Genomic DNA, 25,291 nt, shown 5'->3' with positions numbered 1-25,291 from the left:
TAGCGGGACGATGCCGAACGGCCGACCGTGGTGGGATGGCAGAGCGGCCTATTGCGCCTGCCTTGAAAGCAGGTAGCCTCACGGCTTCCTGGGTTCGAATCCCAGTCCCACCGTCTTTTCGCGAACGATAGCGAGCGAAAAGCGGTCGCTGGGATTCGAATCAGGGAGGTCGCAGTCTTGCGAGCAAAGCGAGCAAAGAGGCGTCCGACCGTGGTTCGAATCCCAGTCCCACCGAATTCCCTCGACTCGCGGCGCTCGTCTCGACCAGTCGCTGCTGTCCCGCTCGCTCGGGTACCTCGCTCGCGGGACTCCCACCGCAGTCTCGCGAACCCTACGAGGACCGCGGCCCGTGTGACCGTCTCCCTCGACACGCGCCACCAAACGACATGAACAATAATTATATACCCGGCGGGCGTAGGGTTATCCATGTCGACACAGGGGTCGACCTCGGCGTCGTTGCACCGGTGCGGGTGTGGCGAGACGTTCGACTCGACGGAGGAGCTTCTCGAACACGCCCGCGAGGTACACCGGTTCACGCCGTGGTGACCCGCCCTCGGCGACCGGACCGAACGTAACGGCTTTGGGCCGCCCGTCCCAGGGGCCGGTATGGATTGGCCACACGACCCCGACGGCGAGGAGGGAAGCGAGGGCCGGCGCAAGTACGGTCACGCCGTCATCGCGAAGAAGGTAGACGAAGAGGAGGACTTCCCGCTCGACGTCGCGTCGTTCGTCGCGGAGTACGGCGACGACCCCGTCCGGATCGACTTCGAGACGGTCGTCTCCGTGCGCGATATCTTCGAGAACGTCGAGGCGGACGAGTTCGACGACTTCACGGAGCTCCACCGCGCTCTCGGGACGGCGATGCGCGAGAACGGCCACTGGTTCTACGAGGGCGCCGAGGAGTTCGTGGGCGACGCCTGAGCGGGGCCGGCCCGGCAGCCGACCGACTGCACACGGTTCTCGGAAGCTTTTATAAATTATCCGAGCGTTACTGTGGGTATGGTACACGATATCGGACGGCGCGAGTTCCTCGTCGGGACCGGAACGGCCGGGACCCTCGGTCTCGCGGGATGCATCGGCGGCGGTGGAAACGGCGGTGACGGCGGCGGCCCGGAGATGCTCGTCGTCATCGGCTACCCCGAGAGCGGGATCCAGCTGTTCCGGGACTACTACTCGATGGCGAGCGGCGACCACGACATCCTGGTTCCCGACGGCCTCCGCGACGGCACCATGCCCGGCCAGGTCGGCAACGACATGGAGAACGTCATCGGGACGGCGCCCGCCGCCGGTGGCCCGAACCAGGAGGCGTTCAACTCGCTGTTCCAGGAACAGTACGGCGAGTCGCCGGGTGTGTTCACCTCCCAGTCGTACGACTCGGTCGCGATCCAGATCCTCGCCAACGCGGCGGCGGGCGAGAACGACGGCACGGCCGTCCGCGATCAGATGCGCCGGATTGCCAACCCCGGGGGCGACGAGTACGGCCCCCAGAACTTCCTCGACGCCGTCGAAGCGGCCGCCAACGGCGACGACATCAACTACCAAGGAGCCTCCAGCGCGACGAACTTCGACGAGGCGGGCGACCCCGCCTCGGCGGCCTACTCCATCTGGGAGTTCGAGGGCGCCGACACCGAGGGCACGAGTCGGATCGAGGTCCAGAACTTCGAGGGCGAGAACCCCGAGGGCGGCGGGCCGAGCGCCGACAGCGGCCCGGGCGGGATGGGACGGACCATCGACGTCGGCATCCTCCTGCCGGAGACGGGCGACCTCGCCTCCGTGGGTGGCCCCATGATCCAGGCGGCGCAGTTGCCGGCCCGACAGGTCAACGACTCGGATCTCGACCTCGAAGTCAACGCCCAGGTCGAGGACACCCAGACGTCGCCGTCGTCCGGCGTCACGGCGGCCGAGTCGCTCGTCAACGCCGGGATGCCGAGCGTCTGTGGGTCGGCGTCCTCGGGCGTGAACGTCCCCGTCTCACAGGAGGTGTTCATCCCCAACCAGATCGTCGGCTGTTCGCCCTCCAGTACGGCGCTCTCGGTCACCAACCTCGAGGACGACGACTACATCTTCCGGACGGCCCCGTCCGACCAGTTGCAGGGGCGCGTGATGGCACAGGTGGCTTCCGAACGACTGGGCAACTCGACGGCCGCGACGCTCTACGTCAACAACGACTACGGCCAGCAACTCTCCGAGCGGTTCACCGGGGTGTTCGAGGACACCTTCGGCGGGACAGTCACGGATCAGGTGGCGTTCAACATCGGCGAGTCGTCGTACTCTTCGGTCATCGAGACGGCCCTGTCGAGCTAACCGCCGAGGAACTCCCGGCGCACCTCCTCGTCGTCGAGGAGCGTCCGCCCGTCGCCGGTAAAGCGGTTCGTCCCGTTGGCGAGGACGTAGCCCCGGTCGCACCGACGGAGCGCCTCCTTCGCGTTCTGCTCGACCATCAGGATCGCGGTCCCCGCGTCGTTGATCTCGTCGATGCGGTCGAACATCTCGTCGACCAGATCCGGCGCCAGCCCCGCGCTCGGCTCGTCGAGGAGGAGGAGTTCCGGATCGAGCATCAGCGCCCGCCCCATCGCGAGCATCTGTCGCTGCCCGCCGCTCAGCGTACCCGCGGTCTGGGTCGATCGCTCCTCGAGGATCGGGAAGCGCTCGAACACCGCCTCGAACCGCTCCTCGGGGACGTCGTCGAGGATGTACGCCCCCATCTCCAGGTTCTCCCGGACCGAGAGCGAGGCGAAGACGTTGTCCGACTGTGGCACGTACCCGATCCCCTCGTAGATGATCTCCTCGGGGTCGAGCCCGGTGATGTCCGTGTCGTCGAACCGAACCGACCCGCCCATATGTGTGGTGAGGCCGAAGACGGACTTCATCACCGTCGACTTGCCGGCGCCGTTCGGCCCGACGACCGTGACGTACTCCCTGTCGCCGACGGCGAGGTCGACGCCGTCGAGGATCTGGAGGTCGCCGTAGCCCGCATCGAGGTCCTGGACGACGAGCAGATCGTCGGCGGCCGTGTCGGCGTCCACCTCCGCGTCGGCGCTCATACGTCACCTCCCAGGTACGCCTCGATGACCGCCTCGTCGCGTTTGACCTCCGCAGGCGTCCCCTCTGTCAGGATCCGGCCCTGGTGCATCACGATCACGTGGCGGCAGTTCTCCATGATGAGGTCCATGTCGTGTTCCACGAGCAGGAACGTGTAGCCCCGGTCCCGAAGTTCGTGGATGTGATCGAGCAGTCGGCGTTCGAGCGTGGGGTTGACCCCCGCGAAGGGTTCGTCGAGGAGCAGGACGTCCGGATCGGTCAACAGTGCACGCGCCATCTCCAGCAGTTTGCGCTGGCCGCCCGAGAGGTTACCCGCGTACTCCTCGGCGAGGTGTTCGATCTCGAAGAACTCTAGGATCTCCCACACCCGCTCCAGTAGTTCGGTCTCCTGGTCGACGACGTCCCTGCGGGCGACGGGGAGGACCGACCGCCAGAGCCGCTCGCCGCGCTGTCCCTTCGGCGCGAGCATCATGTTCTCGAGGACCGTCATCTCCTGGAGTTCGCGGGCGATCTGGAACGTCCGCACGAGGCCGCGATCGGCGATCTCGTACGGTTCGAGCCCGGTGATATCCTCGCCGTCGAAGGTGACCGTGCCGGCGTCGGGCGTGAGCATCCCGGTGATCAGGTTGAACGTCGTCGACTTGCCGGCGCCGTTCGGCCCGATGAGACCGGTGAGGGTGCCACGCTCCACCTCGAAGGTGGCGCCGTCGACGGCGGTGATCCCGCCGAAGCGTTTGGACAGCCCCTCGACCCGGAGCGGCGTGTCGGTCACCTCGGGGCGCGAGCGACCCTCGTCGCCAGCACCGTCGGCGGCGTCACTCATCCGTCTCGCCCCCGCTCGCGTCGCCCGCGGGCGTCGGATCGGTGGCGACGGCGTCGGCGTCGGAGCGACCACCGTCGCCACCCTCGCCCCCACCCGCCCGACCCATCAGCGGGATGGCAGCGGCCGTCTCCTTCCGGTGGCCGAGCATCCCCTCGGGGCGGTTGTGCATCAGCCAGATCAACACGACGCCCATGACCACGAGCTGGAGCTGACGCACGGAGTCGAGCGTGTAGAGCAGGAAGGGAACGGGATCCAGGTTCGCGACGAGCGGCGCGACCGCCGGGCCGAAACTCCCCGGGGCGTCGCCGGGCTGGAAGACGCTCGTGACGAGGTTCTGGAAGTAGAGCGGCCCCTGATAGAGGACGGCCGCGAAGACGGCGCCGCCGATGACGCTCCCGGTGTTCGAGCCCGCGCCGCCGATGATGAGTGCGATCCAGACGAAGAAAGTGAGCCGCGGCCGGAAGAAGTTGGGCGTGACGGCACCCTGTCCCATCAACCAGAGGATACCGACCAGGCCCATGAGCGCACAGCCGAGCATGAACGACGTGATCTTGAACCGACCGGTGTTCTTGCCGAGGGCGCGGGCCACGTCCTCGTCCTCCCGGATGGCCTTCAGCACGCGCCCGAACGGGGATTCGCCGGTCCGTTTCAGGAGCCAGAAGAAGCCGGCGACGACCCCGAGGAGGACGACCCCGTAGACGAGGCTGTGGACGATCGGGTCGGGGTTGTTCGGGACGACGGTGCCGACGAGGGAAACGAGGCCGCCGTAGACGCCGGCGAGGCCGAGGGCGTCGATCAGCGTCAGGAGGGGATCGGGGAAATCGAGGATGAGCCCGCTGCCGCCGCCGAAGCCGACCCGTGTCGTGTCGCCGGCGAGCGTGTAGGGGAACTGGAACCGCTGGAACGTCGAGGAGAGGAACGTAAAGCGGACGATTTCGGACATGGCGATGGTGACGATGGCGAGGTAGTCGGCCCGCAGGCGGAGCGCGGGGAGTGCGACGACGAACCCGAGGAGGGCGGCAGCGGTCATCCCGGCCAGGATGCCGACCGGGATGGGCAGTCCGAGGCCGCCGACCTGTGCCGCACCCCCGGAGCCGTAGAGGGGCTTCGAGACGAAGGCCATCACGTAGATGCCGACGGCCATGAACCCGACGACGCCGATGTTGAACAGGCCGGTGTACCCCCAGTGGAGGTTCAAAGCGAGTGCGAGGGTGGCGAAGACGCCGATGTAGAAGGTGAGCGAGGCGAGGGAGTTCAGCTGTCCGCGGAGGCTGTAACCGAGGACGAGGCCGCTCAGGAGATAGGCGGCGTAGATTGCCAGGATGACGACGAGGAGCTTGACCGCGTCCGCCTCCCAGAGTCGGCGGGCGGAGTCGGCGGTACTCATGCGGTCGACCTCCCGGAAAACAGGCCCTGGGGACGGGCCAGGAGAATGACGATCATGACGACGAAGGCGGCCGCACGGGAGAACGCGGAGGGGATCCAGAGCACCGAGACCGAGGCCGTGACGCCGATGACGAGACCGCCGGCGATGGCGCCGTAGATGGAGCCGATGCCGCCGAGGATGACCGCGGCGAAGATCAGAAGCAGGAGCAACCAGCCGTCGTTGAACCCGAGGGTCCCCTTCCAGAGGACGAACACGTACCCGGCGACGCCGGTGAGGCCACCGCCGATGATCCACGTGGCGCGGACGACCCGTTCGGTCGGGATACCGGTGATGCGGGCCAGGTCCTCGTCGTCGGACATCGCCCGCATCGCCTTACCGAGTTTCGTCGTCTGGAGCAGGAGGTGGACGCCGAGCATCAGCCCCGCGGTGACCGCGAGGAGCGTGACGTCGTGGGCGTCGATCCGGACCGCGCCGTCGACGAAGTACAGCGATATCTGTGGGATCGCGCCCGCGGCGGTCGTCCCGCGGACGTCGGAGCCGAAGACGAACTGGATCAGATACCGGAGGGCGAAGGCGACGCCGATGCTCGTGATGAGGAGGGTGATCCCGCTCTCGGAGCGGATCGGTTCGTAGACGACGCGGTCGAGCGCCAGCGCCAACAGGACCGTGGCGACGCCGGCGACGACGATGCCGGCGACGACCGCGACGGGCGTGGTCGTCACGCCGATGCCGAGGGCGCCGCCGAGGACGGAGCCGCCGGCGCCGACGAGGAGGAGTGACCCGACGTCGGCCCGTCCCAGCCCGGCGAGCAGGTAGGTCGTCGCCCAACCCGCGAACGCGCCGCTGGTGATGTAGTCGCCGTGCGAGAAGTTCGCGAAGTTCAGAATACTGTAGGTCATCGAGAGCCCGATACCGGCGAGACCGATCACGAGGCCGCGCATCACGCCGTCCCAGACGAGGGAGCCGAGCCGCGAGAAAGATATCGATCCCGAAATGAGCAGCCCCCAGAACAGATCAGCGAGAAACAGGAGGCCGACCGCGACGAAGACGGCCGCCAACACCCGGTCAGCCGTCAGTCGCCACCGGCCCGTGAGCGATTCCGTGAGTCCCATTCGTCCTGTGTGGGAACGTGACATGGACATAAACCTTTCTTTCAGGTGAGTGATAGGCGGTCGCAGGCCGCCGGGACGGAACTGACTTCGGCGGCGGCGGCGAAGGGGGGATATGTGGACGGTCGAACCGGCGGAGCCGGGCGACGCGGCGGCGGTGGCGGACCTCTGGGTGGCGCTGGCGAGCGACCAGCGACGGCACGGGTCGCACCTCCGCGCCGCGGCGAACCGGGAGCCGATCAGGGCGGCGATGGCGCGGGCCGCGGCCGACGACCGACTCGACGTGGCCCGCGACGGCGGCGATATCGTCGGCTTCGTTCACTACGCCGTCGAACGGGGCTCGCTCGTCCAGGACCTGACCCGCGGCGTCGTCAACGACCTCTACGTCGTTCCGGAGCGGCGGAGCGAGGGCATCGGGACCTCCCTGCTCGACGCCGCGGAGGCGACGCTCCGTGATCGGGGGGCCGACACCGTCAGCGTGGAGGCACTGGCGGACAACGAGCGGGCGATCCGACTGTACGAACGGCGGGGCTACCGTCCACACCGCGTCGAGTTCGAGCGTGAGGTCGAAAACGATAAACGCTCCCGCGGGGACCGATAACCCGTCGGCGCGCCAGGGGAGCATGGGCGGTTCATGCACTCGACTTGTAATCGAGATTTCGTGGGTTCAAATCCCACCCCTGGCTCCTGACACCTTCTCCGAGGCGACGCGGCGAACGGCGGGCCGCCCCGTCGTCGATTCCGAGCGATGCCACGAGTCACGGCGAGCGTCGGGTGAGGGCTCGACCGGAGAGACGGCACGGATCACGTTCGCCGGCATACGGAATACCGGGCACGACGTGGGCCGAAAAATGACGGCACCGATGCCGTCGGGAGCGGGACGGCGCAGTGACGAGATCGGCGGCACGCGGAGGGGGTGGCGAGGCCCTGACGTGCCGCCGAGAGGCGGATGCGATGACTGGAGGCCGACGTGACGTCCGAACGATGTGACGGGACTGGCCCCCGTCAAACCGGTTAACTCGACGACACTAATACCCCGATAGTTTCGAAGATACTCACAACGAACCGACCGAACGGCGGACTGCACCGACCCGTCGGATCTGGGCGGGCCGCGTTCGTGGACCGGTGCCGGCCGACAGTAGTCCCCCGGCCACGGAGTCCGAGCGAGCGACGGTGTCGGCGGGGCCGGTGTCGGCACGGGGAGACGGTAACACGGCTTTCGTGAGCAGGGTGGACGTTCCGGATCACGATGCGGGCATGTCGCATCGGCGGGTGCCATCCGCCCCAGGGCCTGCCGGCACCGACCGTCTCCCCGATCAATCGTTCAGTCCAACTGACTTATATTTCGGGGCGAGGAGGTCGTCGGCCGAGCAGGGCCGCGTGATATGGCGTCAGTCGGCCTCGATGCCGCGGGTTTCGTCCGCCGCCGGCGCGTCGACGATGTCGGGCGACCGTTCGCTCGCCCGGCGCCGCAGGGTCGGGAGGTCGACCGACTCGCTGCCGATCACCGCGAAGCCGGCGAAGACCGTCAGGAACCCGACGACCGCGGCCGTCGAGATGGTCTCCCCGAGGAACGCCCACCCGCCGATGGCGGCGATTACGGGAACCAGGTAGAAGACCAGGTTCGACCGGATGGCCCCCGCGGCGTCTAGGAGACCGAAGTAGGCGATGTAGGCCACCCCACCGGCGAGGAGACCGACGTAGGCGAGGGCTGCGACGGCCTCGGGCGTCCACGCGATGGCGGCGGGTGACTCGCCGGCACCCAGGCTGAACAGGTGACAGCAGAGCGCCGCGATGGGGAGCCCCCAAGCGGTCCGTACCGTACTGGACAGGCCGCCGCCAGACCACCGGATCAGGACGCTGCCCAGGGCGCCGCTCACCGCACCCGCAAAGAGGATGGCCTTGCCCAGGCTGCCGGCCATCAGCGTCGCCGGATCGGGGTTGACGACTAGCGCGACGCCGACGAACCCCAGCGCCATGCCGCCGACGCCGCGGAGCGAGAGCCGTTCGTCGGCCAGCAAGAGCGACGCGAAGACGGGCGTCAGGATGGGGTTGAGGCTGAACACGATGGCGGCGACGGCGCTCGTGGTGTACTCCTGGCCCACGAACAGCAAGGCGTTCGTGATCCCGATGGCGAACACGCCGGTCGCGAGGATACCGGCCGCGTCCCGCCACGTCCGAGGGACGAGGTTCGCCCGCTCCGTCGTCAGCGCCGCGTAGCCGAGGAGGGCCACCGCCGCGACGTCGAACCGGAGCGCGACGAAAAGCAGGGGCGGGAAGTACGCGAGTCCGGCCTTGGCCGCCACGAAGGTCCCTCCAAAGAGGACGCCAGTGACCGCGAAGGCCAGAAGCGAGCGGCGATCCGCCGCGCTCACTCTCCGCCCCCAGCGAAGGTCCGTTCGCCGCCCGTTCCGCAGATCGAGATCCGCCGTCGTCGGTTCATAGCTCACCGTACGCGACGGAGCCCTATAGTTTAATTCGTAAAAATTTTCACGGTAAGAAAGGAGCGCAGTCCGTCCGATCCGTTCGTGAGGTGCAACGATTTCAGGGGGCGAAAGTGGTTTGTCGTCACGGGGACGACTGCGATCATGGAGTCCGCACTGTCGGAGATCGAGTTCCTGGCGCTCTCGCCGAACCGGGTGGCTGTCCTCCGACGGCTCGCGGAGGAGTCCCACACGCGCACGGACCTCGCGGTGGCGACGGGCGCCTCCCAGGCGACGCTCGGGCGGATCCTACGGGACTTCGAGGAGCGGTCGTGGATCCGGCGGGTCGAGGGTGGGTACGTCGCCACCGCGACGGGCGAACTGATCGCGGACGGCTTCCTCGATCTGCTGGCGATCCTGGAGATCGAGGGCGAACTCCGGCCGATCGTCCGCTATCTTCCGACCGACGAACTCGGCTTCGACCTGCGGCGGTTCGAGGACGCGACGATCACCGTCCCGAGCGGCACGAAGCCGAACGCGCCGGTCAAGCGGGTGCTCGATTTCCTCCGGACCGCCGCGGACGTGCGGGTGTTCTCCCACGCGTTCAACGAGGGGAGCCTCCGGGTGATCGAGGAGCGGGTGAGCGCCGGCGAGACGACCTTCGAGGGCGTCTTCTCGCGGAGCGCTTTGGACGCCGTCGCCGACGACGCCGGCCTCCGTCGCCGTCTCGGCTCGCTGATCGATACCTCGTCGGCGACGGTGCGGGTCCGCGACGGCGAGATTCCGCTGGCGGTGACCGTCGCGGACGGCGCGGTCCACATGCTTCTGCGGGACGAGAACGGCATCCTGCAGGCGTCGGTCGACACCGACGACCCGGCGGTTCGCGACTGGGCACGCGAGACCTTCGAAGCGTACTGGGAGACCGCCGAGCGGGTCGATCCGGACGAACTCACCCACTGAGTCGAGCACCGGTCGGTGGGGCAGCGGTTCCCGTCCACCCGAACACGCGACGCCGCCGGTCAGGACCGGGAGCGTCGATAGTTGACCAGCCGTCCCCCGCAGGTCGGACAGGTCACCCGAAACGGCCCCGCCTCGATCTCCCGGTCGCACCCCGGACAGACGTAGCGTGCCATCGTCACGGCCTATACGTCCACGATAATTAACGTTTTCGTCGTGTTCGATCACACACATACTGATTCTCGCAATATAGACGGACGATCGGTCAGGTTCGTCGCCGCCGAGGGACCGGAAACACTTAGCACGCGCCCGCGGAGATAATCGTATGGTTCAGTTGCGGTCCTGTTACTTCTGTGGCGGCGTCGGCGACTCGCTTCGCGAGTACGAGGTGGTGCCGGAGCGCCTCGACACCGGCGGCGACGGCCGGTCGGCGGTCCTGTGTTCGACCTGTCACGAGAAACTCCGCCGGATGCTCGAACCGCTGGCCGGGGAATCCGCGTCGACGGCGGGGACGGCCGATCCCGAGCCCGCGTCGCTCCAGGAGGTCACTTTCGCGTCCGACGCCGGCGAGACGGCATCGGAGTCGACGAGCGAGACGGCATCGGAGTCGGCGGATCGGGAAGACGACGAACGGGAGCGATCCACGACGACGAGCGAGTCGGACCCCGACGGCGACGTCCCCGAGGAGTATTACACGGTGCTTCGCCTCCTCCAGAACCGCGAGTTCCCGATGGAACGGGCCACACTGGTCGACATCGTGACGGGTGCGTACGACGTGTCGGAACCCCAGTGCGAGCGCATCCTCGAGACGGCAGTCGAACGTGGCGTCCTGGTCACGGACGGGTCGACTCTCGACCTCGGGCGAAGCTGACGGAGAACACGAACAATTATGCATGATAATCGATAACGTGGGGGTGGTGGTGACGCATGAGCCTCATGGACAAGGTGAAAGAACTGTTGGTACCCGACGACGAGGAGACAGTTCTCTACGACTACGAGTGTCAGGATTGCGGTACGACATTCACGACCAACGCGGAGGCTGACGAAGCGACGTGTGAGGAGTGTGGCTCGTCCGACTTGGAGGAGGTCGGCCGGATGTACGCGGGCGGCGGCGGCGGCGCGCCCGGGTGAGGCTACGCGTCGGCGTCGCTTCCCGGGAGCCGCCCCGGATCGCCCGAGCGGAGGATGTACTCGATGGCGATTCCGTTGAGCGGCGACCCCGCCTCAGCGGCGTGGTTCCGCGCCAGGTCGAAGTACCGCTCCGTGATGCCGACGACGTTCTCGTAGGCCGTCGCGTCGTCGTCCGTGAGGGCGTACTCGGCGGTGACGGGCGTGAGCTGTCCCTCGGCCACGTCGTCGCGGTAGTCGTCGACGTCGTCGAGCCAGATCTGTGCGCCGATGATCGCGAGGACGATGGACGTCCCGAACGCGGCGGGAATCTCGAAGCCGATGCCGCGGTAGGCGTCCAACATCCCGCGGTAGATGACGCCCACGCGGTCGTACTGGGTCCGGAGGTACGGGAGGTCCCGCTCGTCGCCCTCGAAGGGGGCGTCCTCGGGGACGGACGCGAACTTGTACTCGGACTCGATACGCTCGACGGCGTCGGCGTCGCCGTCGAGGGCGTCGGCGAGCAGTTCGCGGAACCGGTCGTCCTGCTCCTGGTGGGCCTCGGATCGCTCGACGGCGTCGTCGTAGGCGACCCGCACCGCGTCGGGGGCCCGGTCGAACGCCGCCTCGACGACGGACTGGAGGTGTGCCTGGGCGGCCACCGCGACGCGCTCCCGGTCGACCTCCGTCCCGCCGTCGACGCGGACCTCGAAGTCCTCGAACTCGTCGTCGTTGATGGCATCGCGCATGTCGCCGTCGAGCAGCGCCTGGACGATGAGCGCGGTTGCCTCCTCGGCGCGTTCGACGTACTCCCTGGCCTCGCGGTTGGCGGCCGCAGAGGGGTCGACACGGCCCAGTCGGCCGCGCAGGCCGGTTGCCCCGTCGGCGACGGGGTCGTACCCGGCCGTCGAGCGTGCGATGGCCCGCCGGTACAGGTAGCCGAGCGTTAGCTCCGCCGGGAGCGTGAGTTTCGTCTCGTACTCGAAGTCGACCGTCTCGACGCCCAGTTCCGCGGCGACGGCGTCCTCGATGTCGGCGTACACGTCGTCGAGGATTGCCTCGAGCGTGTCGTCGACGGCCGACTTGATCCGGAGCGCGCGGTAGTCGAAGCGACCGCTCTCGGCGTAGTAGCCCAGGATCGCCCGCTGGGCGGTCGACAGGCGGTCGGTCGCGGCGAGACGGCGGGCGACGGCCCGCGGCGGCGATCGGATCACCGCTGCGGGCGCCCGGTCGGCGTCCCGGCCACCCCCTCCACCTCCCGACGGTTGACTCGGAGTCTCATGGGGCGAAGGGTCCCCGGCGACGGGTATCAACCTTGTTATCGTCGGGAGCGATGGGACAGCTTTTCGGGGCCGGATATCCCACTAGCGGCCATGCAGGTCCACACGGTCGGTGACGGGGCCCCCGAGGTCGCGGTCGTCGGCGCGGTCCACGGGGACGAGCCCTGTGGCGCCCGTGCGATCGAGCGCTTCCTCGAATCCGAGCCCGACGTCGACCGCCCGGCGAAGTTGATCGTCGCCAACGAGCACGCCCTGGAGCGGGGGGTCCGGTACGTCGATACGGACCTCAACCGGTGTCTGCCCGGCGACCCCGAGAGCGACCAGTACGAGGAGCGACTGGCCGCCGAACTCATGGACGAGGTGCGGGGCTGTGTCGCACTCGGCATCCACTCGACCGTCTCCTACGACCGCCCCTTCGCCAACGTGGCATATCTGAACGAGCGGAAACGCGAGGCCGTCGCCCACCTGCCCGTCGAGTCCGTCGTCGACTTCACCGTCGTCGCCGACGGCCGCTCGGTCGAACTGCCCGGGTTCGTCGACATCGAGGCGGGCCACCAGGGCTCGGCTGCCGCCGTCGACAACGCCTACGACTGTCTGGTCGCCTTCCTCCAAACCGCGGACGTCCTCCCGGGCGACCCCCCCGCGCCCGATCCGGACGTCTACGAGGTGACCGAACCCATCTACAAGGAACCGGGACGGACCTACCGGTTCCGCGGTGAGAACTTCGAGCGCGTGCCCGCCGGCGAGCGGTTCGCGACGGTCGACGGCGAGGACCTGGTCGCCGACGAGGAGTTCTGGCCCGTCCTCATGTCCGGCGACGGCCACGACGTCCTCCTCGGCTACCGGTCGACCCACCGGGGACCGCTGTCGACCCTCCCCGAACCGGAGCACGGGGACGCGACCGCGGATCCGCCAGCCGACGAGGCGACCGACTAGTCCCCGACGGTCGACGGCCCGGTCACGGTCGCGGACTGGCGACCGAACCCGAAGGAGTTACAGCGGTGGCGAGGCGACAACCCGAGGCTTTAGCCGTGGGAGGACGTCAGAGGTAGCCCTCGATGTGGTCCGCTACCTCGTCGGGGGTGTCGCCGACGGGGACGCCGGCGTCGTTGAGCGCCCGGATCTTGCTCTCGGCGGTCCCGGTGCCGCTCCCGGAGACGATGGCGCCGGCGTGACCCATGCGCTTGCCCGGCGGGGCCGTCCGGCCGGCGATGAAGGCCGCCACGGGCGTGTCCATCTCGGTCGCGATGTACTTCGCGGCCGCCTCCTCGTCCTCGCCACCGATCTCGCCGCACATGGCGATGGCCTCGGTCTCCGGATCGGCCTCGAAGAGTTCGAGGGCGTCGATGAACGAGGTGCCGATGATCGGGTCGCCGCCGATGCCGATGGCGGTCGTCTGGCCGATGCCGCGGTTCGTCAGGTTGTCGACCACCTGGTAGGTGAGCGTCCCCGACCGAGAGACGAGGCCGACGTTCCCCGACGAGAAGATGTTGCCGGGCAGGATGCCGAGTTTCGCCTCGCCGGGCGTGATGACGCCGGGACAGTTCGGGCCGACGAGGTAGGTGTCCGTCTCCGAGAGCCGGCGGTTCACCTTCGCCATGTCCTGGGTCGGGATGCCCTCCGTGATGGCGACGACCAAGTCGAGCGAGGTGTCGAGCGCCTCGAACAGCGCGTCGGCGGCGAACGCGGGCGGGACGAAGACCACGGAGGCGTCGGCGTCCTCCCGGCGGACGGCCTCGTGGACCGTATCGTAGACGGGGACGCCGGCGACCTCCTGGCCGCCCTTGCCGGGGACCGCGCCGGCGACGACGTTCGTGCCGTACTCGATCATCTGCTCGGCGTGGAACTTCCCCTCCCCACCGGTGATACCCTGCACGACGACGCGGGTGTCCTCGTCGACCAGGACGCTCACGCGAACCACCCCCCGGTGGTGAGCGTGAGGTCGTCGAGCACAGTCTCGCGAGCACCGCGAGCGAGGAAGCGATCGACGGAACTCATGAATCGACCTCCTCGGCGTTGGCGACGGCACGTTGCACCGCGTCCTCTAGGGTCCCCTCGACCTGGACGAGGCTGGTGTCGAGGATCTCCATCCCCTCGCTGGCGTTGGTGCCGGCGAGGCGGACCACGACGGGTTTGGGGATCTCGTCGAACTGCGAGAGCGCGTCGTTGATGCCGCGGGCCACCTCGTCGCCGCGGGTGATGCCGCCGAAGATGTTGAACACGACCGAGTCGACGTTGGGGTCTGAGAAGACCATATCGAGGGCGTTGGCGACGCGTTCGGCCTTGGCGCCGCCACCGATGTCGAGGAAGTTCGCGGGGTCGCCGCCGTAGTGGTCCACGAGATCCAGCGTCGCCATCACGAGGCCGGCACCGTTGCCGATGATGCCGACGTTGCCCGACAGGCGGACGTAGTCGAACCCGTACTCGCCGGCCTTGCGTTCGAGGTCGTCGGTGTAGGACTCCTCCTCCATGTCCGCGAGGTCGGGGTGGCGAAAGAGCGCGTCGTCGTCGACGTTCAACACGGCGTCCGCGGCGACGACGTCGCCGCCGTCGGTCACCATCAGCGGGTTGATCTCGGCCTCGCTCGCGTCCTTACTCTCCCAGAGGTCGTACAGCGTCTCGAGGACGCTCGCGACCGCACGGGAGACGTCACGGGGGATCCCCGACTCGTAGACGGCCTTCCGGGCCTGGTAGGGATGGAGACCGAACGCGGGATCGACCGCCTCGCGGGCGATGGCCTCGGGCGTCTCCTCGGCGACCGACTCGATGTCGACGCCGCCCTCGGAGGAGACCATCGCGACGGGTTCGCCCTCGCCGCGGTCCATCGTCACGCCGAGGTAGAGTTCGTTCGTGAAGTCGACGGCCGACTCGACGAGGACGCGGTCGACGTGGTAGCCCTTGAGGTCCATCCCGAGGATGGCGTCGGCGGCCTCCCGGAGTTCGTCGTCGTCGGTCGCGATCTCGATACCGCCGGCCTTGCCGCGGCCGCCGACGTGGACCTGTGCTTTGACCGCCACCGGGTAGCCGAGTTCGGCCCCGGCGTCGACGGCCTCGTCGACGCTCGTCGCCAGCCGGGAGTCGGGCGTCGGGATCCCGGCGTCGGCGAAGATACCCTTCGCCTGATACTCGTGGAGTCTCATGTCGAATCGTCCAGGGGTACCGGCGACCGGGAGTTAGTAGTACCGGTCGAACGGGGCCGTCGCGGCGTCCACGCCGCCGGACCGGCGGCCGATCCGATCGATCGGACGCGAGACGTCAGTGCGAGATGACCGACGATCCGGCGACGGTCGTGGCCCAGACGGCAGAGCGCGCTCTGGAGGCCGACCCCGCGCGGTTCCGGCGCAACTTCGGCGCGCTGGAGAACGACGGCCGCCTCCTGCCCGGCGAAGACCGACTCAACCGCATGCCAGACCTATGACCGACGGGACGACACTCACGGACCGAGTCGAAGCGGCGCTCCGAACGGTACGCGACCCCGCGGCGGACCTCTCCGTCTTCGAGGCGGGGTTCGTCGAGAACGTCGCCGTCGCGGACGGCGAGGTGACGGTCGAGACCGACCTGACCGCCCTCGACGGCGAGACGAGTCAGGGGGTGATCGAGGCGATCCTCCGCGCCGTGGACGACGTCGACGGCGTCGAGAGCGTCCACGTCGAGCAGGCGGCGCCGTCGAGCGAGGGACGTGCCGGCGTCGAGGCCTTCGACCGGGTGATCGCCGTCGCGAGCGCGAAAGGCGGCGTCGGCAAGTCGACGGTGGCGACCCACCTGGCCTGTGCGCTCGCGGCCGACCACGACGTCGCGCTCTTCGACGCCGACATCCACGGGCCGAACGTGCCGACCCTGCTCGATCTGAGCGGCCCCGTCCACTCCAGCGAGGAGGGCGACCCCCTGCCGGTCCGCCGCGGCGGGATGGACGTGATGAGCGTCGGTCTGATAGAGTCGGGGACGCCGCTGGCCTGGCGCGGCGCGATGGCCCACGACGCGCTCTCGGATCTCTTCACCAACACGGCGTGGCGAAACGAGGACGTCCTCGTGATCGACCTGCCGCCGGGGACGGGCGACGTCGTGCTCACGACGCTCCAGGAGACCCCCGTCGACGGCGTGGTCGTCGTCACCACGCCCTTCCACGCCGCCGTCGCCGACACCGCACGCACCGTCGAACTGTTCCGCGACAACGAGGTGCCCGTCCTGGGCGCCGTGATCAACATGGCCGAGTACGTCTGTGACTGCTGTGGCGAGGCCAACGACCTGTTCGCCGCCGACGGGCTCGGGGACCTGGACGCGCCGGTCCTCGCGGAACTCCCTTTCACCCACGACCTGCAGGGGCGCCCCGAACCGGGGTCGGTGCCCGCGGTGATCGAGCGCCTCGGCGACCGCGTCGCCGACGCCGTCGAGCACGCGGGCGAGGTCGACGTGCCCGCGGACGCCGTCGACATCCGCGGGGTGGCTCCCCAGGAGCGAAAGGAGCGGGTGCGCGAACGGTTCGAGTCGCTGGCGCCGGGCGAGCGGTTCGTCCTCGTCAGCGACCGCGATCCGACGCCAGTGGCGGGGTTCCTGAGCCGTCTCGCCGAAACGCCACGGGACGCACTCGACGTCGACGTGCGGCGCGCGACGCCGACGGCCTGGGTGCTGGAAGCGGAACGGTGAGTGCCGACGGCGACTACCCGCCATTTATTCGGTCCCTCTCCGTAGCGACGGACACATGCGCGCAGTCCGATACCACGAGTACGGCGGTCCCGAGGTACTGCGAGTCGACGAGGTCGACCGGCCCGAGCCGGCCGCGGACGAGGTCCTGATCGAGGTGGCGGCGGCGGGGGTCAACCCCGTGGACACGTACTTCCGCGAAGGGGGCTACGAGCCGTTCACCCTGCCGATGGTCACCGGCGTCGACGCCGCGGGCGAGGCCGTATCGGTCGGTCCGGACGTCGTGGGGATCGACGCCGGCGACAGCGAGGAGCCACGCTCCTCGGGAAGCCGGCTGGAAGCCGGCGACGCCGTCGTCGCCACCGGCCTGAACAAGGACCACTACGGCACCTGCGCGGAGTACGTCGCGGTGCCGAGCGACCGGGTCGTCGAACTCCCCGCCGGCGCCGACCCCGTCGCCGCCGGCGGGGCGGGGGTCGCGGCCGTGACCGCCTGGCGGGCGCTGATCGACCACGCCGGCCTCGAACCCGCCGAGACGGCGCTGATCCACGGTGGGAGCGGCGGCGTGGGCCACGCGGCCGTCCAACTCGCCGCCACGACCGGCGCGCGGGTCGTCACCACCGCCGCGCCGGAGTACCACGACCGCCTCGAAGCCCTCGGGGCCGACGCCGTCCTCGATTACGCCCGCGACGACCTGCGGGAGGCCGTCGAGGAGGCGAGCGCGGGCGGCCCGGACGTCATCCTCGATCACCGCCTCGACGACTACCTGCAGTTCGACGCGGACGTGGCCGCCCACGACGCCCGGATCGTCGGCATCGGCGAGAACGACCCCGCCGTCGGCTTCACGAACGACGGCGCCGCCCGCGGGAAGGACCTCACCTTCCAGTTCATGAGCATGTACAACACGCCGGATCTGAGTCGGCCGCTGGAACGGGTCGCGACCCTGCTCGGCGAGGGCGAACTCGACATCCAGGTGGCACGCACCTACGACCTGGACGACGTGGCCCAGGCCCAGCGGGACGTGATGTCGGAGAGCTTCCTCGGCAAGCTCGTGGTCACGCCCTGATCGTCGGTCGCCGGGTCCCGGGCGGGCGGCCTCGGCGGACGAGCCCCCGCGGGCTTTTGTGTCGCCACGCCGAACAGTTCCCCATGTCGGCATCCTTCGACTTCGGGGATCGGGTGGTACTGGTCACGGGCGTGAGCGGTGCGCTCGGGAGCGCGATCGCGACGGCGTTCGACGACGCCGGGGCGACCGTCTGTGGGGCGGACATCGTCGCGCCGGACGACGAGGACTCGCTCGTCGATCCGGACGTGGTGGACTACTATCGGGGCGACTTCACCGACGAGGACGACGTCAGGGGCGTCGTCGACGCGGTGATCGAGGAGCACGGTCGCCTGGATCACCTCTGTAACGTCGCGGGGACGTGGCGCGGGGGCGACCCGATCCACGAGACGGACGCCGAGACGTTCGACTTCCTCCTCGACGTGAACCTGAAGACGATGTTCCTGGCGTCGAAACACGCGCTCCCGCACCTGCGAGAGCGCGGAGGGACGGTCGTGAGCGTCTCGTCGCGGTCGTCGCTCTCGGGCGGCGAGGGCGACGGCCCCTACCGCGCCTCGAAGGCGGGGGTGCGCCTCCTGACGGAGACGATCGCCGAGGAGAACGCGGGGGTCGTGCGGGCGAACGCGGTCATGCCGAGCGTCATCGACACGCCGATGAACCGCGAGATGATGCCCGACGCCGACCACGACACGTGGGTCGACCCCGCGACCATCGCGCGGACGGTGCTGGCACTCTCCGCGGACGCCACGGCGGCCACCAGCGGCGCGGCGGTCCCGGTCTACGGCGAGGCCTGACGCACGTCGGCCGGTGGCGGTCGTCACGGCGGATCGTGATCCTTTTTTCCGTGGTGGCGGAAGCCGGACCATGTCACAGAGAGAGACGTGGGCGACGCGGGTCGGCTTCATCCTCGCGGCCGTCGGAAGCGCCGTCGGCCTAGGCAACGTCTGGCAGTTCCCGTTCCAGACGGGCGCGAACGGGGGCGCCGCCTTCATCGTCGTCTACCTCGCCGCCGTCTTCCTGATCGGCTTTCCCGCCATGCTCGCGGAGTTCGTGATCGGTCGCCGCGCGGAGCGAAACCCCATCGACGCCTTCGCCCGCCTCGGCCATCGAGACTGGCGTGTCGTCGGCGTCCTCGGCACCCTCTCGGCGTTCTGGATCCTCGCCTTCTACAGCGTCGTCGGCGGCTGGGTGATCCGGTACATCGTCGGGAGCGCCACGGGTGCGTACTTCTCGGGCTCCGAGGCGTACTTCGGCGCCATCGCCGCCGGCCCCGACGCGGTCGGCCTGCACGCCGTCTTCATGGCGCTGACCGTCGGCGTCGTCGCCCTCGGGGTGACCGACGGCATCGAGCGGTCGACGAAACTGATGGTGCCGAGCATCGTCCTCCTGCTCGGCGGCCTCGCCGTCTGGGCCGTGACCCTCGACGGCGGCGGCGCCGGCTACGCCTACTACCTCTCGCCCGACATCGACACCCTGGTCGCGAACATCGGAAGCATCCTCCCGGCCGCGGTCGGGCAGGCCTTCTTCACCCTCTCGCTCGGGATGGGGGCGATGCTCACCTACGCCTCCTATCTCGGCCGCGACGACTCGCTGCCGGCCGACGGCGCGACCATCGTCGTCCTCAACACGTTCGTCGGCCTGCTGGCGGGCCTGGTCGTCTTCCCCATCCTCTTCTCGCTTGGGATCGAACCCGGGAGCGGCGGCCTCGGCGCCGCGTTCATCACTCTCGCGGGCGCGTTCGCGCAGTTGCCCGCCGGACGCCTCCTCGGGGTCGTCTTCTTCGTCGTCCTCCTGCTAGCGGCGCTCTCCTCGGCGATCAGCCTGCTCGAAGTCGTCACTGCCTACCTCGTCGACAACACCGACCGCTCGCGCTCGACGCTAGCGGTGGCCCTCGGCGCCGCCATCTTCGCGCTCGGCGTCCCGAGCGCCTTCGGCCTGCCGATCCTCTCGTGGTACAACGCCATCGCCTACAACCTCCTGCTCCCCCTGTCGGTGCTCTGTCTGCTCCTCTTCGTCGGCTGGGTCGACACCGACGACGCCGTCGCCGAACTCCGTCGAGGCACCGGGCTGGGCGAGGGCGGCGCCGTCGCGTGGCTCTGGTTCGTCCGCACGGTCGTCCCCCTCGGCGTCCTGGTGACGCTCCTGCTCGGCCTACAGTCGCTCGCGGTCCGGGCGGGACTGCTCGCCGAGGCCGTCGTCTAAGCCTCGCTCCGTTGACGACTCACGACACGAAACCCACTTTACCGGGGTTCACCGACGGTGTGCTAATGGCACGAGAGACGTGGGGTACGCGCACGGGCTTCATCCTGGCCGCCGCGGGGAGCGCGGTCGGACTGGGGAACATCTGGCGGTTCCCCTGGATGACCGCCGAGAACGGTGGCAGTGCCTTCCTGCTCGTCTACCTGGTCGTCGTCCTCGGGGTCGGCGTCCCGGGACTGCTCGGGGAGTTCGTCATCGGCCGCCGGGCCCGCCGCAATCCCATGGGCGCGCTGGGCGACCTCTCCGGGTCGCGCCGCTGGGCCGCCGTCGGCGGCGTCTCCGCGATAACCGGCGTCGCGCTCCTCTCCTTTTACGGCGTCGTCGGCGGCTGGATCCTCCGTTACCTGCTGGTCTCGCTGACCGGCCCCGTCACGGGCGGCGCAGCCTACCTCGCCGATCCGGGCGCGTACTTCGAGGCCGTCTCCTTCGGCGTCGAGGCCGCCGCCTTCCACCTGCTCTTTCTCTCCCTCACCGGCCTGATCGTCCTCGGGGGCGTCCGCCGCGGCATCGAACTCGGGACGAAGGTGATGATGCCCGCGGTGCTCGCGCTCCTGGTCGGCATGGCCGTCTGGGTGTCGACACGCCAGGGCGCCGGCGCCGGCTACGACTTCTTTCTCGCCTTCGACCTCGGGACGATCCGGGGCGATTTCTTCTCGATCCTCGGGCCCGCCGCCGGGCAGGCGCTCTTTACCCTCTCGGTCGGCGCGGGCACCATGATCACCTACGCCTCCTACCTCGACGAGGACCGGTCGCTCCCCTTCGACGGGTCGGTCATCGCCCTCCTCAACACGGGCGTCGGCGTCATCGCGGGCCTCGTGGTCTTTCCGCTACTCTTCTCCCAGGGGATCGATCCGGGGAGTGGCGGTCCAGGGGCGCTTTTCGTCGGCATCGCGGGCGCGTTCGCGGCCCTGCCCGGCGGCGAACTCCTCGCGATCCTGTTTTTCGGCGTCGTCGCCTTCGCCGCGCTGTCGAGTTCGATCAGCATGCTGGAGATTCCGGTCGCCGTCCTCGTCGACGAGGCGGGGTGGTCGCGGCGGCGGGCCGTCGGGGCGTTGCTGGCCCTGATCGCGACGACGGGGACGATCACCGCCCTCCGGCCCGCGCTCTTCGACTTCGTCGCCGGGACGCTGGTCGACCTCCTGCTCACCGGCGGTCTGATCGCCTTCCTCCTGTTCGCGGGGTGGGTCCTCGGCCGCGACGCGGTCGCGGAGTACGCGACCGGCGCGGGGCCGATCGCGACCCGCTTTGGCACCCCCTGGTTGCTCGCCGTCGGCGTGGCTATCCCCCTCTTTCTGGTCTTCACGCTCATGACGACCCTCGGCCTCGACGCCCGGATCGGGTTCTGGCCGACCGTGGGCGCCGCCGTCGCCGTCGTCGGCGCCGGAATCGCGTTAATCGGCCTCCGACGCGGCCGCGTGGCGGTGTGAGGGCGGCGGAATCCTTTTGCCGCCGGTCGAACCTTTAACGTATCATGACAGGTGGTGGGCCATGACCATGGACGAGCGGATCGAGGAACTCCGCGAGAAGCGGGAGCGGGCGCTCCTCGGCGGCGGTCAGGACCGGATCGACTCCCAACACTCGAAGGGGAAGATGACCGCCCGCGAGCGGATCGACTACTTCCTCGACGACGGCACCTTCCGGGAGTTCGACCAGTTCCGGACCCACCGAACTCACAAGTTCGGCATGGAGGAAAAGCAGTTGCCGGGCGACGGGGTCGTCACCGGCTACGGCGAGGTGAACGGGCGCAAGACCTTCGTCTTCGCCCACGACTTCACCGTCTTCGGCGGCTCGCTCGGCGAGGTGATGGCCGAGAAGATCTGTAAGGTGATGGACAAGGCGATGGACGTCGGCGCGCCCATCGTCGGCCTCAACGACTCCGCGGGCGCCCGCATCCAGGAGGGGGTCCGCAGCCTCGCCGGCTTCACCGACATCTTCCACCGTAACCAGCAGGCCAGCGGCGTCATTCCCCAGATTTCGAGCATCATGGGTCCCTGTGCCGGCGGCGCGGTGTACTCCCCCGCCATCACCGACTTCGTCTTCATGGTGAAGGACACGAGCCACATGTTCATCACCGGACCGGACGTGATCAAGACCGTCACCGGCGAGGAGGTCACCTTCGAGGAACTCGGCGGGGCGGCCACCCACGCCTCGGAGACGGGCGTCGCACACCGCGCCTTCGAGGACGAGGAGACGGCCCTCGACAACATCCGTCGCCTGCTCTCCTATCTCCCCCAGAACAACGTCGAGGATCCGCCGCGGCTCGACCCCTGGGACGACCCGGATCGCCCGGCGGACGAACTCGTCGACGTGGTGCCCGACGAACCACAGAAGCCCTACGACATGACCGACGTGATCGACGCCGTCGTCGACGAGGGCTCCTTCTTCGAGATCCACGGCGACTGGGCGCGCAACGTCGTCGTCGGCTTCGGCCGCCTCGACGGCCGCTCGGTGGGCGTCGTCGCCAACCAGCCCCGGTCGAACGCCGGCACCCTCACCGTCGACGCCAGCATGAAAGCTTCGCGGTTCGTCCGCTTCTGTGACGCGTTCAACGTGCCCATCCTCACGCTCGTCGACGTTCCGGGGTACATGCCGGGCACCGACCAGGAACACCGCGGGATCATCCGCCACGGCGCGAAACTGCTCTATGCCTACTCCGAGGCGACCGTGCCGCTACTGACGGTCATCACGCGGAAGGCCTACGGCGGCGCCTACTGCGTCATGGCGTCGAAACACTTGGGCGCGGACGTCAACTACGCGTGGCCGAGCTCCGAACTCGCGGTCATGGGACCGGAGGGGGCCGTGAACATCCTCTACAGCGACGAACTCGACGCGGCCGACGATCCGGAGGCCCGCCGCCAGGACCTCGTCGAGGAGTACCGCGAGGAGTTCGCCAACCCCTACACCGCCGCCGACCGCGGGTTCATCGACGACGTGATCGAACCCCAGGACACCCGGACGCGCCTGATCGACGACCTGGAGATGCTGGCGACCAAGCGCGTCTCGAACCCCGAGAAGAAACACGGCAACATCCCGATCTGAGATGTACGAACTCGACGTCCCCGCCGACGCCGACGCGGAGGAGGCCGCGGCCATCGCGGCCGCCGTCGGAGCCCACGTCCGTGACGGCGAGCGTGCCGCGGCGGCGGCCGCCACGACCCCGTCCGACGAGGGCTGGGACGGGCGCCGCTGGACCTTCGCCGGGCGGATCGACGGCCTCCAGAGCCGGTCGGTTCGCGTCCCCGACGGGGCGCCGACGGACGGCTGGACGGCCGCGGGTCGCACCGACCGACTCTGAGCCGATCGTCCGACATCCGTTGACACGTTTCGGAGGATACACGTTTCAATACGCATATACGGACCCCGTTCGAAAGCTGGAGCCGTGAGCGACGAACAGGGGAGCGCCGACGAGAGGGCGGTCGGAGACCCCGTCGGCGGCGACTTCGCCGGGCTCCTCGCCAAGCGACCCCGGAGAGGGTGGTTGACCGGGGGGCTCGAAGCCCCTCTCGGCGGACTGTCCGTCGCGTGGCGTCGGCGTCTCGGGAGCGGCGTCGTCGCCGGCGTCGGCCTGCTGCTGGTCGGTATCCCCGTCTATCACCTGTTCAGTCACGGGGCCGCCATCGAGAGCCTACTGGGTGATCTGCTGCCGCTCTCCTTCGGCGCCACGCTGATGATGACGGGCGCCTGGCTCCGGTGGTGGAACGACGACGACACGGCCCCGATGGTGACGGCGTTCTGGGTCCTCGTCGGCCTCGTCGGCGCCGGACTCGTGGCGCTGTACGTCCTCATCATGCACGTCGGCCACGGCCACGTCGTCCAGTCGCCGTGGTTCCTCGCCTACGACATCGCCGCCACGGGCGCCGTGGCCGGACTCCTAATCAGCCGGTACGACCTGCGAGCCCGGACCCGCCACCGCCGGCTGAGCGAGCGGGAACGCCAGTTCCGGGCGGTGTTCGAGGGGACGCTCGACGCCCTCGTCGTCACCGACGACCGGGGCCGATACGTGGCCGCCAACCCCGCGGCCGCCGACCTGTTCGGCCTCGAACGCTCGGAACTGATCGGCAAGCGGGTCGTCGATTTCACGCCCGAAGACGTCGACGTCGACGAACAGTGGTCGGCGTTCCTCGACGAGGGGAGCCAACGCGGCGAGATCGAACTCCGCCGCCCGGACGGCGAGATCAGAACCGTCGCCTTCGCCGCCACCGCGAACGTCCTGCCCGGGCGTCACCTCTCGGCGCTGCGGGACGTGACCGAGCGCACCCGTCGCGAGCAGGAACTGGGCGAGGAGCGCGCCCGCGTCGAGTTCCTTAACCGACTGCTCAGGCACAACATCCTCAACGGCATGAACCTCGTGCTGGCGAAACTCGACGTACTGGCCGAGGACGTCCCGGACGGCCGACGCGAGGACGTCGACATGGCCCGCCACCGGAGCGAGGAGATCGTCGACCTCGTCCAGACCGCCCGACGGCTGGCGAGCGACGTGACCGAGGCATCCGCGGAACGCGCGATCCCGGTGGGCGACCCGCTCTCGGCGGCCATCGGGACGGTCAGAGAGACGTACCCGCGGGCGACCGTCGAGTGGTCGCCGCCCGACCGGCCCCTCCGGGTCCGTGCCGACGACATGCTCGAGACCGTGTTCGATCACCTCCTGACGAACGCGGTCGAACACAACGACACCGAGTCGGTCCACGTGACCGTCGACGTCGAGGCGGACGCGGAGACGGTCACGGTGCGTTTCGCCGACGACGGCGTCGGCATCCCGGCCGAACGGCGCGAGCAATTGTTCGACGGCGGCGGCTTCTCGCACGGCCGCGACTGGGGCGGGTTCGGCCTCTCCATCGTCGACGTGCTCGTCGACAGGTACGGCGGCTGCGTGCGGACGACCGAAAACGAACCCCACGGCGTCGTCTTCCACGTGGAACTCCCGCGGGCCGCCGACTGATCCGGCCGGCGCCGCGGCTCGCGGGGAGGAGGAGGAGTCGCTCGACGTACAGCCGACAGTATCAGGCCTGGGCGGCCGCGCCCGCTTTCTTGCGCGTGATGTAGCCCGCGATCCGGTTGCGAACGCCCTTGGATTCGACGTTCGTCAGTTTGGTGACACTCTCCTTGTTCGTCTCGAAGTCGGTGTTGAACGCTTCCGGATATCGCTCCAGCAGGAGCCCGCCGAGCTGTTTGACGTATTTGGGTTTGATGGCCATACCGA

24 protein-coding genes, 2 tRNA genes and 1 pseudogene are annotated in these 25,291 nt (G+C 69.0%); 18 read left to right on the top strand and 9 right to left on the bottom strand.

Annotated elements, in window-relative coordinates; all coding sequences use genetic code 11:
• Window positions 1–29: 29 nt before the first annotated feature.
• The 3 genes from EI982_RS01775 (at window position 30) to EI982_RS01765 (ending at window position 2,304) form a co-directional block, all read left to right on the top strand.
• Window positions 30–113: transfer RNA gene (locus EI982_RS01775), tRNA-Ser, on the top strand.
• A gap of 493 nt (window positions 114–606) precedes the next feature.
• Window positions 607–921 (top strand): DUF5785 family protein, encoded by a 315-nt coding sequence (locus tag EI982_RS01770; RefSeq protein ID WP_157687856.1) that lies wholly within the window; start codon window positions 607–609, stop codon window positions 919–921.
• Window positions 922–999: 78 nt separating this feature from the next.
• Window positions 1,000–2,304, top strand: a complete 1,305-nt coding sequence (locus tag EI982_RS01765) for an ABC transporter substrate-binding protein (protein ID WP_157687855.1) — start codon at window positions 1,000–1,002, stop codon at window positions 2,302–2,304.
• Here EI982_RS01765 and EI982_RS01760 read toward each other — a convergent pair.
• The 4 genes from EI982_RS01760 to EI982_RS01745 are packed head-to-tail and all read right to left on the bottom strand — an operon-like array spanning window position 2,301 to window position 6,193.
• Window positions 2,301–3,044 carry an ABC transporter ATP-binding protein gene (locus EI982_RS01760; protein WP_157687854.1) on the bottom strand — a complete coding sequence of 248 codons (744 nt, stop codon included), beginning with the start codon at window positions 3,042–3,044 and terminating at the stop codon, window positions 2,301–2,303. The genes EI982_RS01765 and EI982_RS01760 overlap by 4 nt on opposite strands.
• Complete coding sequence (locus EI982_RS01755) at window positions 3,041–3,865, bottom strand: ABC transporter ATP-binding protein (protein ID WP_157687853.1); 825 nt, start codon at window positions 3,863–3,865, stop codon at window positions 3,041–3,043. Before EI982_RS01755 ends, EI982_RS01760 begins: the two co-directional genes overlap by 4 nt.
• Entirely contained in the window at window positions 3,858–5,252 is a 1,395-nt protein-coding gene (locus EI982_RS01750) for a branched-chain amino acid ABC transporter permease (RefSeq protein WP_157687852.1), read from the bottom strand. The genes EI982_RS01755 and EI982_RS01750 overlap by 8 nt, the downstream gene beginning before the upstream one ends.
• Window positions 5,249–6,193 carry a branched-chain amino acid ABC transporter permease gene (locus EI982_RS01745; RefSeq protein ID WP_157691039.1) on the bottom strand — a complete coding sequence of 315 codons (945 nt, stop codon included), beginning with the start codon at window positions 6,191–6,193 and terminating at the stop codon, window positions 5,249–5,251. The genes EI982_RS01750 and EI982_RS01745 overlap by 4 nt, the downstream gene beginning before the upstream one ends.
• Before the next feature lie 283 nt (window positions 6,194–6,476).
• On the opposite strand from EI982_RS01745, the gene EI982_RS01740 reads away from it, so the two are divergent.
• Together EI982_RS01740 and EI982_RS01735 are read left to right on the top strand one after the other, a co-directional pair.
• Entirely contained in the window at window positions 6,477–6,962 is a 486-nt protein-coding gene (locus EI982_RS01740; RefSeq protein ID WP_157687851.1) for a GNAT family N-acetyltransferase, read from the top strand.
• An 11-nt stretch (window positions 6,963–6,973) separates the two neighbouring features.
• Window positions 6,974–7,047 (top strand) — tRNA-Thr (locus EI982_RS01735).
• A 705-nt stretch (window positions 7,048–7,752) separates the two neighbouring features.
• Here the strand turns inward: EI982_RS01735 and EI982_RS01730 are convergent.
• A complete protein-coding gene (locus tag EI982_RS01730) occupies window positions 7,753–8,736 on the bottom strand; it encodes a DMT family transporter (protein ID WP_199243789.1) in 984 nt (327 codons plus the stop codon).
• 213 nt (window positions 8,737–8,949) lie between these two features.
• Between EI982_RS01730 and EI982_RS01725 the strand changes: the two genes are divergently transcribed.
• The 3 genes from EI982_RS01725 (at window position 8,950) to EI982_RS01715 (ending at window position 10,872) form a co-directional block, all read left to right on the top strand.
• Entirely contained in the window at window positions 8,950–9,744 is a 795-nt protein-coding gene (locus EI982_RS01725; protein ID WP_157687850.1) for a helix-turn-helix transcriptional regulator, read from the top strand.
• Window positions 9,745–10,066: 322 nt separating this feature from the next.
• Entirely contained in the window at window positions 10,067–10,612 is a 546-nt protein-coding gene (locus EI982_RS01720; RefSeq protein ID WP_157687849.1) for a DUF8528 domain-containing protein, read from the top strand.
• Between the two features lie 56 nt (window positions 10,613–10,668).
• Window positions 10,669–10,872: an FmdB family zinc ribbon protein gene (locus EI982_RS01715; protein ID WP_157687848.1), complete on the top strand. Its 204-nt coding sequence runs from the start codon at window positions 10,669–10,671 to the stop codon at window positions 10,870–10,872.
• Window positions 10,873–10,874: 2 nt separating this feature from the next.
• Here the strand turns inward: EI982_RS01715 and EI982_RS01710 are convergent, their stop codons facing one another.
• Window positions 10,875–12,062, bottom strand: coding sequence for a hypothetical protein (locus EI982_RS01710; protein WP_199243693.1), 1,188 nt, complete (start codon window positions 12,060–12,062; stop codon window positions 10,875–10,877).
• Between the two features lie 159 nt (window positions 12,063–12,221).
• Between EI982_RS01710 and EI982_RS01705 the strand changes: the two genes are divergently transcribed.
• Window positions 12,222–13,064 carry a M14 family metallopeptidase gene (locus EI982_RS01705; protein WP_157687847.1) on the top strand — a complete coding sequence of 281 codons (843 nt, stop codon included), beginning with the start codon at window positions 12,222–12,224 and terminating at the stop codon, window positions 13,062–13,064.
• A 106-nt stretch (window positions 13,065–13,170) separates the two neighbouring features.
• Here EI982_RS01705 and sucD read toward each other — a convergent pair whose 3' ends face one another.
• The gene (gene sucD / locus EI982_RS01700; RefSeq protein ID WP_157687846.1) at window positions 13,171–14,040 is read right to left on the bottom strand and encodes a succinate--CoA ligase subunit alpha; all 870 of its coding nucleotides are present in this window, start codon (window positions 14,038–14,040) and stop codon (window positions 13,171–13,173) included.
• 82 nt (window positions 14,041–14,122) lie between these two features.
• Entirely contained in the window at window positions 14,123–15,268 is a 1,146-nt protein-coding gene (gene sucC, locus EI982_RS01695; RefSeq protein WP_157687845.1) for an ADP-forming succinate--CoA ligase subunit beta, read from the bottom strand.
• A 110-nt stretch (window positions 15,269–15,378) separates the two neighbouring features.
• On the opposite strand from sucC, the pseudogene EI982_RS18890 reads away from it, so the two are divergent.
• The 9 genes and pseudogenes from EI982_RS18890 to EI982_RS01650 all read left to right on the top strand — a co-directional run.
• Window positions 15,379–15,546: pseudogene (locus EI982_RS18890) on the top strand (HEAT repeat domain-containing protein); the annotation flags it as partial.
• Window positions 15,543–16,772 (top strand): P-loop NTPase, encoded by a 1,230-nt coding sequence (locus EI982_RS01685; RefSeq protein ID WP_157687844.1) that lies wholly within the window; start codon window positions 15,543–15,545, stop codon window positions 16,770–16,772. The pseudogene EI982_RS18890 and the gene EI982_RS01685, both read left to right, overlap by 4 nt.
• A 55-nt stretch (window positions 16,773–16,827) precedes the next feature.
• On the top strand, window positions 16,828–17,835 hold the full coding sequence (locus EI982_RS01680) for an NADPH:quinone reductase (RefSeq protein ID WP_157687843.1): 1,008 nt from the start codon (window positions 16,828–16,830) through the stop codon (window positions 17,833–17,835).
• Between the two features lie 83 nt (window positions 17,836–17,918).
• The gene (locus tag EI982_RS01675; RefSeq protein ID WP_157687842.1) at window positions 17,919–18,626 is read left to right on the top strand and encodes an SDR family NAD(P)-dependent oxidoreductase; all 708 of its coding nucleotides are present in this window, start codon (window positions 17,919–17,921) and stop codon (window positions 18,624–18,626) included.
• 70 nt (window positions 18,627–18,696) lie between these two features.
• Entirely contained in the window at window positions 18,697–20,034 is a 1,338-nt protein-coding gene (locus tag EI982_RS01670) for a sodium-dependent transporter (protein ID WP_157687841.1), read from the top strand.
• A gap of 65 nt (window positions 20,035–20,099) precedes the next feature.
• The gene (locus tag EI982_RS01665) at window positions 20,100–21,518 is read left to right on the top strand and encodes a sodium-dependent transporter (protein WP_157687840.1); all 1,419 of its coding nucleotides are present in this window, start codon (window positions 20,100–20,102) and stop codon (window positions 21,516–21,518) included.
• A gap of 67 nt (window positions 21,519–21,585) precedes the next feature.
• Window positions 21,586–23,130 (top strand): acyl-CoA carboxylase subunit beta, encoded by a 1,545-nt coding sequence (locus EI982_RS01660; protein ID WP_157691036.1) that lies wholly within the window; start codon window positions 21,586–21,588, stop codon window positions 23,128–23,130.
• Between the two features lies 1 nt (window position 23,131).
• Window positions 23,132–23,386 (top strand): DUF8022 family protein, encoded by a 255-nt coding sequence (locus tag EI982_RS01655; protein ID WP_157687839.1) that lies wholly within the window; start codon window positions 23,132–23,134, stop codon window positions 23,384–23,386.
• A gap of 84 nt (window positions 23,387–23,470) precedes the next feature.
• The gene (locus tag EI982_RS01650; RefSeq protein WP_157687838.1) at window positions 23,471–25,030 is read left to right on the top strand and encodes an ATP-binding protein; all 1,560 of its coding nucleotides are present in this window, start codon (window positions 23,471–23,473) and stop codon (window positions 25,028–25,030) included.
• A gap of 61 nt (window positions 25,031–25,091) precedes the next feature.
• On the opposite strand, the gene EI982_RS01645 is transcribed toward EI982_RS01650, so the two are convergent.
• Window positions 25,092–25,286: a 30S ribosomal protein S17e gene (locus EI982_RS01645; protein WP_157687837.1), complete on the bottom strand. Its 195-nt coding sequence runs from the start codon at window positions 25,284–25,286 to the stop codon at window positions 25,092–25,094.
• Window positions 25,287–25,291 lie beyond the last annotated feature (5 nt).

The sequence above is a fragment of the Haloplanus salinarum genome, assembly GCF_009762275.1.
Taxonomy (GTDB): Archaea; Halobacteriota; Halobacteria; order Halobacteriales; family Haloferacaceae; genus Haloplanus; species Haloplanus salinarum.
Note: the sequence above shows the minus strand (reverse complement) of the source record. Positions and strands in the feature narration are given on the sequence as shown.

What these genes read in the sequence shown, in the direction of transcription:
- EI982_RS01770 (WP_157687856.1), top strand. Translation starts at nt 607, where the DNA reads ATGGATTGGCCACACGACCCCGACGGCGAGGAGGGAAGCGAGGGCCGG.
- EI982_RS01765 (WP_157687855.1), top strand. Translation starts at nt 1,000, where the DNA reads ATGGTACACGATATCGGACGGCGCGAGTTCCTCGTCGGGACCGGAACG.
- EI982_RS01760 (WP_157687854.1), bottom strand. Translation starts at nt 3,044, where the DNA reads ATGAGCGCCGACGCGGAGGTGGACGCCGACACGGCCGCCGACGATCTG.
- EI982_RS01755 (WP_157687853.1), bottom strand. Translation starts at nt 3,865, where the DNA reads ATGAGTGACGCCGCCGACGGTGCTGGCGACGAGGGTCGCTCGCGCCCC.
- EI982_RS01750 (WP_157687852.1), bottom strand. Translation starts at nt 5,252, where the DNA reads ATGAGTACCGCCGACTCCGCCCGCCGACTCTGGGAGGCGGACGCGGTC.
- EI982_RS01745 (WP_157691039.1), bottom strand. Translation starts at nt 6,193, where the DNA reads ATGCGCGGCCTCGTGATCGGTCTCGCCGGTATCGGGCTCTCGATGACC.
- EI982_RS01740 (WP_157687851.1), top strand. Translation starts at nt 6,477, where the DNA reads ATGTGGACGGTCGAACCGGCGGAGCCGGGCGACGCGGCGGCGGTGGCG.
- EI982_RS01725 (WP_157687850.1), top strand. Translation starts at nt 8,950, where the DNA reads ATGGAGTCCGCACTGTCGGAGATCGAGTTCCTGGCGCTCTCGCCGAAC.
- EI982_RS01720 (WP_157687849.1), top strand. Translation starts at nt 10,067, where the DNA reads ATGGTTCAGTTGCGGTCCTGTTACTTCTGTGGCGGCGTCGGCGACTCG.
- EI982_RS01715 (WP_157687848.1), top strand. Translation starts at nt 10,669, where the DNA reads ATGAGCCTCATGGACAAGGTGAAAGAACTGTTGGTACCCGACGACGAG.
- EI982_RS01705 (WP_157687847.1), top strand. Translation starts at nt 12,222, where the DNA reads ATGCAGGTCCACACGGTCGGTGACGGGGCCCCCGAGGTCGCGGTCGTC.
- sucC (WP_157687845.1), bottom strand. Translation starts at nt 15,268, where the DNA reads ATGAGACTCCACGAGTATCAGGCGAAGGGTATCTTCGCCGACGCCGGG.
- EI982_RS01685 (WP_157687844.1), top strand. Translation starts at nt 15,543, where the DNA reads ATGACCGACGGGACGACACTCACGGACCGAGTCGAAGCGGCGCTCCGA.
- EI982_RS01680 (WP_157687843.1), top strand. Translation starts at nt 16,828, where the DNA reads ATGCGCGCAGTCCGATACCACGAGTACGGCGGTCCCGAGGTACTGCGA.
- EI982_RS01675 (WP_157687842.1), top strand. Translation starts at nt 17,919, where the DNA reads ATGTCGGCATCCTTCGACTTCGGGGATCGGGTGGTACTGGTCACGGGC.
- EI982_RS01670 (WP_157687841.1), top strand. Translation starts at nt 18,697, where the DNA reads ATGTCACAGAGAGAGACGTGGGCGACGCGGGTCGGCTTCATCCTCGCG.
- EI982_RS01665 (WP_157687840.1), top strand. Translation starts at nt 20,100, where the DNA reads ATGGCACGAGAGACGTGGGGTACGCGCACGGGCTTCATCCTGGCCGCC.
- EI982_RS01660 (WP_157691036.1), top strand. Translation starts at nt 21,586, where the DNA reads ATGGACGAGCGGATCGAGGAACTCCGCGAGAAGCGGGAGCGGGCGCTC.
- EI982_RS01655 (WP_157687839.1), top strand. Translation starts at nt 23,132, where the DNA reads ATGTACGAACTCGACGTCCCCGCCGACGCCGACGCGGAGGAGGCCGCG.
- EI982_RS01645 (WP_157687837.1), bottom strand. Translation starts at nt 25,286, where the DNA reads ATGGCCATCAAACCCAAATACGTCAAACAGCTCGGCGGGCTCCTGCTG.